Consider the following 8,274-nt stretch of genomic DNA (forward strand, 5'->3'; position numbering starts at 1 on the left):
AGAATGATACCACATCAGGAAAAATCAGTTCCGGTACTGCTGTATATGCCCAGGATGTTATGACCAATGGAGGAAAGACTCATGAAACAAGACAGATATCCGGTTCTGGCAGCATCTCTTCTGAACGATTAGTTGAATATACTTCAGATGGGGATAGATCTATTCAGGCTTCAGAGCATGTAGTCGCGACCCGGATGAGCGAGGGTCAGGAAGATTCAGGAACCCCTGCCTGTGCTCTTGGTGGAACCATATCATCCGGAGAAGAAAAATCTCCCTATAAGCAGGCATCAGCACAGACCGGGATCGCCGGAGTATCATCCGCACGGATCAGCAGTACTACCAGGATCAGTGATCCTGAACGATCAGATGAGTTGAATCTTGAATATAATGCCAATGTCATGATCCCGATCGGATTTAATGCATCGATGGTTCAGGAGATGAAAGATACCGATAATGACGGGCGGTTTGAAGATCTGAACGGGAATGGACGTCTTGATATGCATGATCTGGTTCTTTTATTCCAGAACTTCCGATGGATTGGTGAGAGCAACCTCTCCCTTCGGATTGATTTCAATAAAAACGGACGTGCTGATTATGCAGATATTGTCACGATATTCAACTCTATGAATCAGACGTCATCAAAATAAGGAATTTAAAAAAAGTTCTGGGTTGCATAGAAATACTCCCCGTCAAATCTGGTCCCGATACCAATTTTTTCAATCGTCGGGTTGATGAGGTTTTTATTATGCTCAGGACTATTTATCCATTCAATCATCATGACATCCGCGACATCTTCTGGTGTTGTAGGATCAACAAATCCGGTATATGCCTTCCCGATCGTATGTCCTGCTGCTATCCGTATAATATTTTCAGCAATACCGGTCCTGATACTGCCATCGTCCATTTTTCGTGTTACATCATATCCCATCAGTTCAGCTCTTCCGGTCGGGTCAATTCCTTCAGGGGTATAATGGGAAAAGTAGGATCTCCGTATCATATCGGTGGTATGATCCAGGGCAAGGGTGCGGAGATCGGTATCAAAGGTAAGGGGTGAAAGGCCAAGATATTCCCTGTATTTATTTGTTTTCAGAAAAAGGTACCCGGTTATCTGGTCATTGTATGATTCTGAATAGAGATTTTGAGGATAGGAGATAGATATCGGATCAGGATAGACAAAAATATTGTCTGTTTCATCCGTCTCCTGAATCATACCCGTATAATCAATAATTCCTATCAGGTAATAGAAGCCTGGTGGGATATGTTCTGGTATCAGGTCATCAGATATTCCCTGTTCATTCATGTATCCATATATTGAAAAGATCCGTTCTTCCCGCAGGTGGTATCCATCAATGATATCCCTATCCGGAGAGAGGAGGAATAACAACCTGCATGATCCTGCAGCGTCAGTATTTGTGTTTAGAATCCTGTATGTTATTGTGAAGGGTGAATTTGGCGATGAAGAATTGGTGCTGACAGAATCAATGAAGAGTTGAAGATTTGGCTCTCCTCCTTTCCAAGGCTGATTTTTCCGGATGAAAACCGGCTCAGGGGAAGTGATGGTATTATCAGAAGTAATAATTTCTGGTTCGTATGCCCGGATACTGACTTTCACAAAATACTCTCCCTCTCGAAGACCCATCGGCACATCAAAGGAAAATGGGATTTTTCCCCTGGTTCCTGGTGCCATCACATCTGTCCCCCTGCTTCCAAGCCAGATAGATTGAATCCCCCGGGTTGCGTTCTGCGTAAGTAGCACATCCATTGAGATATGACTGGCCGGTACCGGGCCACGATTGGTTACAATAACAGAACCTGAAATAGGCTTGCCTGTTTCTACCAAATTGGGAATGATGAGATCAGAGAGGGAGAGGTCAGGGGTAAGGGTATAGGGAGTTGATCGATTGTCTGTCTCTTCTGACGTTAAATCCGCTTGTAATGGAGAGATTATGATGAGACAGATGAATAAAAAAACCAGAGTACTTGTGGGTTTGGACCAGATCATACTGATCTATTGATCATTATCTCTTACAAGCTTGCAGGAAATATTCAGAGAAAGGAGGTGAGATCTCTGGTATGGGAATTTCCCAGATGATCCCGTGCTGCACTGGTTATCATCCGGCCCTGGGGGGTTCTTTTTAGAAATCCGATTCTGATAAGGTATGGTTCATATACATCCTCAATGGTCCTCGGCTCCTCACCGACTGATATTGAGATGGTTTTCAGACCGACCGGGCCGCCGTCAAAGTCATTGGCAATCACTTCGAGGATTCTTCTGTCCAGGATATCAAGCCCTTTCTGATCCACGCCAAGCGCAAAAAGTGCAGTATTGGCAATATTCTGGTCTATTGATCCCGTGCCCCTGACGATTGCATAATCATATGCTCTTTTTAGTAGTCGGTTCGCAATCCGGGGTGTTCCTCTGGACCGTCCTGCAATCTCTGCAGCCCCTTCAGGAGTGATGGGAATGCCCAGAATTCCGGCTGATCGAGTGACGATTACCGTAAGTTCGGATGGATCATACAGATCAAGCCGCAGGATGATACCGAACCGATCCCTGAAAGGAGAACCGAGAAGACCAAGACGGGTGGTTGCACCGATGAGAGTAAACCGCTCCAGGGGAAGCTGTATGGTCCGTGCTGAAGGCCCTTCACCGATCAGAAGGTCAATTGTATAATCCTCCATGGCCGGATAGAGTATCTCTTCAATGACCGGAGACAACCGATGAATTTCATCAATAAATAAAAAATCCCTATCCTTCAGAGGGGTAAGGAGAGCTGCCAGATCTCCAGGCCTGTCGAGCACCGGACCGCTTGTCGTCTCGATGTGTGAATTCATCTCCTGGGCGATGATGTGTGCAAGCGTGGTTTTTCCAAGACCCGGCGGTCCAGAGAAGAGGATATGATCAAGCGGCTTATTTCGTTTCCTGGCGGATGTAATCGCCACCGTTAGCGCATCCTTTATCGAATCCTGACCAATAAAATCTGCCAGAAGCCCTGGTCTGACGGAGGGTTCATCCTGCTCTTCATCATGATTTACCGGGCTTACAAATCTGGTCTGCATGGTTTCTCACTTTTTCCGAAGGAATACGAGGGCTTCCCTGACAAGTTCTGATGAGGATACGGTTTCTGTATCCAGTGCTGATCTCTCTAAAGCTCCCATTGCTTCCTCACGACTATATCCCAGAGATAACAATGCAAGAACGGCGTCCTGGACTTTTGTTGATGAAGTGGGTGTTTGCGGATACTGAATCTTCAGTTCTGATACCTTTTTCTGAAGCTCCAGGATGATCCGTTCTGCTCCCTTCTTCCCAAGTCCCTGGACCTGTGATAATATCTCTGGTTTTTTGGATGAGATGGCATCACAGATTTCAGGAAGAGATAGTCTGCTTATAATTGCAAGTCCGGTCTGTGGGCCGATGTGAGATACTGATATGAGAAGGCGGAACATCTCTGTCTCTTCAGGAGTATAAAAACCATACAGCTGCATGAGATCCTGACGGATGATAAGTTCTGTATACAGAATAATCTCATCATCTTTTGTGATAGAGGTAAGGACTGATTCCGGGACACGGATGCGATAACCAATCCCCCCTGCCTCGACAATGACCGATCCTGATTCATATCCGATAACCAGACCCCTGATTCGTGCTATCATCTCATCCTCATCCAGTTCACATGACAAAGTGCCAGTGCCAGTCCGTCAGCAGCATCATCCGGCTGTGGTATCTCTGAAAGACGGAGCAGTCGCGTAATCATCATCTGGATCTGTTTCTTGTCGGCCAGACCGGATCCGGTAATCGCGAGTTTTACCTGCTTTGGTGTATATTCAAAGACCGGAATCTGATGTTTCGCCGCAGCAAGAATGATAACTCCTTTTGCTTCACTGACCTGCATCGCAGTCGTGGTATTGCGGGAGAAGAAGAGTTTTTCACATGCAAGACAGACGGGGGTATAGGTGCGGATAAGATTCTCTATTGAATCATAAATTGAGAGTAATCTGACCGGTGTATCTCCGGTTTTCGGGGTGGTCTCAATACATCCCCATTCATATGCAACCGGAGTATTTTTTTCCTTACCGACAACGCCATATCCACATCTGGCAAATCCGGGATCGATGCCAAGAACTGTTTCATTTCCGGTGTTCACTTCAATTACCTTACAATTCCTGAACTAGATGTCAATGTTTTTATGCAGCTTGCCATTTTCTTCATCCATATGTTCATTCCAGATTCCCCGGTGGGCAATGAGCCATTCCTGTGCATGTAAAGCCTCCCCTTCAGGAACTGCCCTGATATATGATCCATCTTTTGTCAGAATCCGCTTCTTCACGGTGTCATTCAGGTGTACCGGGAGAATTGTTGAGATTATCTCTCTTCGAATCCTCTGATCCAGGATGGGAAATAGTACCTCTATCCTCCTGTTCAGATTCCGTGGCATGAGGTCCGCACTCCCCATAAGGACAATCTCATCCCCTCCATTATGGAAATAGTAAATTCTTGAATGCTCCAGGAACCGTCCGACGATAGTGGATACTGAAATATTTTCAGATACTCCTGGTATCCCTGGCCGAAGACAGCAGATCCCCCGTATCTGAAGATCAATCTTTACACCGGCCTGTGACGCACGGTACAATGCCCGAATCATCTCTGCATCCTGCAGGGCATTTAATTTCAGGATGATATGGCCGTCCTGATGCTCTTTCTGGCGTTGAATCTCCCGTTCAATAAGAGAGAGAATTCCCCGTCTGATATATTTTGGCGAGACCATCAGATGGTTATAGGCCATATAATTTGAGTATCCGGTCAGGGCATTAAAGAGATTTGAAACATCCGAAGCGATCTCTGGATCAGCCGTAAAAAGACCAATATCTGTGTAAATTCGCGCAGTTGTCGCATTATAATTCCCTGAACTCATGTGGACGTATCGAACGATTCCTTCACGTTCTCTTCTGACAATGAGACACAGCTTTGCATGGACTTTTAGTCCCATAATTCCATAGACAACATGGACTCCGGCATGTTCCAGGGCTTTCGCCCATCCGATATTATTCTCCTCATCAAACCGTGCCTTGAGTTCTACCACAACCGATACTGCCTTCCCATTTTCTCTGGCATCAAGAAGGGCCGCAATAACTGGTGATTTTGCACCTGAACGGTACAAGGTCATCTTAATTGCGAGAACATCAGGGTCATGGGCCGCCTGGTTTACCAGCTGGATGACCGGCTGAAAACTCTCGTAGGGATGAAAGAGAATAAAATCCCGTGCCTTGATTTTTGTAAACAGGTTCTGTTCGTTCTCTAGTTTTTTCGGAACAGAGGGGATGAAAGGAGTATCTTTCAAATCCGGCCGGTTAATGTCTAAAAGACACATGAGATCAGCCATACCCACCGGCCCTGACAGCCGATAGAACATATGGGGAAATCCGGCCATCTTCTCTGCCATCATGGAACAGACCGACTGATCCATCCATGAAGAGACTTCTATTCTGACAGGTCTGCCTACCCAGCGGCGTCCGATAGATTCCTGAACTGCAACGAGCAGGTCATCTGCTTCATCTTCCTCTATCTCAATATCTGCATCCCTGGTCACTCTGAATGGATAGGCTGCCCTGACGTCCATTCCTGGAAAGAGAAGATCCAGATTTTCTGCAATAACCTCTTCTAAGAATATGAATTCATATCTTCCCCGAATATTTTGTCCATCACCAACCGCCGGGACCGGGATAAGACGGGGAAATAATTTATTTGGGATCTTGATTCGTGCAAATAAATCCTCTTTATGTCCCCGTTCTCTGAGTATCACGGCTAGATTTAATGCAAGATTGGAGATAAACGGGAAGGGATGTGACTTATCAAAGGCAAGAGGAGTAAGAACCGGAAAGATTTCTTTAATAAAATAATTTCGAATATTATATTTTTGCTCTTCATGTAAGGTTTCATAGGTATGAATGATGATTCCTTCTTCTTTTAAAGCAGGAATTATATCATCATTCCAGGTTTTTACGGCTTCTTCAAGAAGAGGAACAAGGGTATGATATATGGCGTCCAGTTGTTCTCCGGGTGAGAGACCATCAGGAGAGGCCTTGGTTACGCCTTCCTGGAGCTGCTGATGAAGACCCGATACCCGGATCATAAAAAATTCATCGAGGTTATTTGCAAATATGGATAAAAATTTCACCCGTTCCAGAAGAGGATGGGAGTGATCCTTTGCTTCATCCAGAACATGACGGTTAAACTGAATCCATGAGAGTTCCCGGTTAAAATACAAATTAGGATTTTTCAAATTCGGATTTCGAGAAAAAGCTGTATATGAACTCTCCTGTTCTCCTTCCATTTCTTTTCCAGAATTATAATGAGAAAAAAGAATAAGTAATTGACGGCGAATGAAGGAGATTAGAGATCTGTTCCGCTCTCATAATGGAAAGACTTCATAAAGTTTTTGATAAATCCACTTACCGATGATTTGTCTGAGAACGACATAACCACCGACGGAGATTGATTAGTACCCCGTGCCTCCAGGGAAGATCCCGAAAATCCGGTGCTGACCCGACCAACATCAGCATACCCCTGGGCCGAGATCCCATAATCAAGACCTTCGGCTGCCCTAAATCCATCCTCCGGATATTCTATCCCTTCAATCATCGGGGTCTCGTTCCCTGAGGTGAGATTTGTCTGATTCGAACTATTTCCATCATCAGCAAGGACAGGGACTGATATCAAATATATTAAACAGAGACATAGTATCAGACAGCCGGATATCTGTCCCGGGTTCATGATTTTTCTCCCTGATTTCATGGTTCTATCATATTATTTGCCTGGTATTTATGAATTGTTTGTGGTCACGGATAAACCCGGACGATATTAAAAATGAATGATAGCATCTCTAATTTTATCCGGAGTCAGAATAAAATCAACTTTTCCAGTCTCTATTGCCGCCTGTGGCATACTCTTAATGGGTGCAGTTGCCGGGTCCTGTGCAATGGTAACAGCACCTAATGTATGGAGAAAATATATACCATCAGCACCATCCCGTCCCATACCGGTCAGTACAATACCCATGATCGAATCATCTGGTTTTTTCTGCATCGACAGCATGGTCAAATCCACAGCCGGGCGGACTCCATGGAGTTTCTCACTGTTATTGAGGGCAAAGGTTCTGTTATTTTTTATAAGGAGATGTTGTCCGGCAGGAGCAATGTATATATGTGGCGCCGTTAGTATCTCTCCATCACTCGCGATAGAAACCGGCATTTTTCCAAATGATGAGATATGGCTGGCAAAAGTCCGGGTAAAGGCCGGAGGGAGATGCTGCACGATAACAATGGCCGCATTCACAACTGGAAAATCAGAGAAGACTGATTCCAGTATATATGGACCGCCGGTAGATGAACCGATTATGATGATCTTCATTCTGTAGATATTCCATTCCCAGTTTGATTCTGTACAAAACCCATAAAAAATGTGGTTTTTTCTATAAGTTCCTCATTATCAAAAGGCTTTGTTATGTAATCAACAACATACTCCTGAAGACCAATCATTTTTGCATCAGGTGCATTCTTTGCGGTGAGCATTACAATTGCGATCCCCTGCTCAAGACTATTATCAAGAATTGCCCGGATGGTATCCCATCCATCCATCCCCGGCATCATGATATCGAGGAGTACGACTCCTGAAAATCCTTTTTTTAAGAGATCTATACATTGCCCTCCACTATCTGCCGCAATGATATGAAATCCTGCATCAGAAAGGATGGTTTTCACCGCTATTCTGACATGCGCATCATCATCAACTATCATTACATCTCCTTTATTCCCTTCCATTTTCTTCCCCCTGCTGTTGTGTAATGGTCTGTATCAGTCCTTCTCTTTTTTTAAGAAATGGTTCCGGATTTTTCTTGAGATGAAGATGAAAGACAGATCCTTTTCCTGCGCCGGCACTCTCAACGGTAATAATCCCACGATACATATCAGCAACTCTCCTGGCAATTGCAAGGCCAAGCCCATGTGACCCACGCTCATGACGGGAGTTATCAGCCCGGTAAAACTCCTCAAATACCCTTGGGATATGTTCTGGTTCGATTCCAATCCCTTCATCTTTGATAGAGAGCACTATGGAATCTCTCTCTTCTGTCGCATCAATAGTAACATTACCCTCAATAAATGAGTATTTTATGGCATTCCCGATGAGATTTCCTAAAATAGTTTCAAAATGCATCGGTGACATAAATACCTGGCATTCATCCGGAATATTATTAGTAACTTTCAGACTTTTCTGAT

The 8,274-nt window shown here is 44.6% G+C and carries 9 protein-coding genes and 1 pseudogene; 1 reads left to right on the top strand and 9 read right to left on the bottom strand.

The window, feature by feature from the left end:
- Positions 1–647: pseudogene (locus LDL35_RS12890) on the top strand (hypothetical protein); the annotation flags it as partial.
- A 5-nt stretch (positions 648–652) separates the two neighbouring features.
- On the opposite strand, the gene LDL35_RS12895 reads toward LDL35_RS12890, so the two are convergent.
- From LDL35_RS12895 to LDL35_RS12935, 9 genes are all read right to left on the bottom strand, one after another.
- Positions 653–2,002 carry a CAP domain-containing protein gene (locus tag LDL35_RS12895; protein WP_304023085.1) on the bottom strand — a complete coding sequence of 450 codons (1,350 nt, stop codon included), beginning with the start codon at positions 2,000–2,002 and terminating at the stop codon, positions 653–655.
- Between the two features lie 44 nt (positions 2,003–2,046).
- Positions 2,047–3,060 (bottom strand): Holliday junction branch migration DNA helicase RuvB, encoded by a 1,014-nt coding sequence (ruvB, locus tag LDL35_RS12900; protein ID WP_011447921.1) that lies wholly within the window; start codon positions 3,058–3,060, stop codon positions 2,047–2,049.
- A 6-nt stretch (positions 3,061–3,066) separates the two neighbouring features.
- Positions 3,067–3,654 (bottom strand): Holliday junction branch migration protein RuvA, encoded by a 588-nt coding sequence (ruvA, locus tag LDL35_RS12905; RefSeq protein WP_304023089.1) that lies wholly within the window; start codon positions 3,652–3,654, stop codon positions 3,067–3,069.
- A complete protein-coding gene (ruvC, locus tag LDL35_RS12910) occupies positions 3,651–4,145 on the bottom strand; it encodes a crossover junction endodeoxyribonuclease RuvC (RefSeq protein ID WP_304023091.1) in 495 nt (164 codons plus the stop codon). The genes ruvA and ruvC overlap by 4 nt, the downstream gene beginning before the upstream one ends.
- A 24-nt stretch (positions 4,146–4,169) precedes the next feature.
- Entirely contained in the window at positions 4,170–6,332 is a 2,163-nt protein-coding gene (ppk1, locus tag LDL35_RS12915) for a polyphosphate kinase 1 (protein ID WP_304023094.1), read from the bottom strand.
- A 59-nt stretch (positions 6,333–6,391) separates the two neighbouring features.
- Positions 6,392–6,772: a hypothetical protein gene (locus tag LDL35_RS12920; protein WP_304023097.1), complete on the bottom strand. Its 381-nt coding sequence runs from the start codon at positions 6,770–6,772 to the stop codon at positions 6,392–6,394.
- An 87-nt stretch (positions 6,773–6,859) separates the two neighbouring features.
- Entirely contained in the window at positions 6,860–7,408 is a 549-nt protein-coding gene (locus tag LDL35_RS12925) for a CheB methylesterase domain-containing protein (RefSeq protein ID WP_304023099.1), read from the bottom strand.
- Complete coding sequence (locus tag LDL35_RS12930) at positions 7,405–7,794, bottom strand: response regulator (protein WP_304023101.1); 390 nt, start codon at positions 7,792–7,794, stop codon at positions 7,405–7,407. The genes LDL35_RS12925 and LDL35_RS12930 overlap by 4 nt, the downstream gene beginning before the upstream one ends.
- 10 nt (positions 7,795–7,804) lie before the next feature.
- Positions 7,805–8,274: ATP-binding protein (locus tag LDL35_RS12935; RefSeq protein WP_304023104.1), on the bottom strand; the 470-nt coding region annotated here is incomplete at its 5' end.

Origin of the sequence: Methanospirillum hungatei, from assembly GCF_020216685.1 — an archaeon.
Taxonomy (GTDB): domain Archaea; phylum Halobacteriota; class Methanomicrobia; order Methanomicrobiales; family Methanospirillaceae; genus Methanospirillum; species Methanospirillum hungatei_B.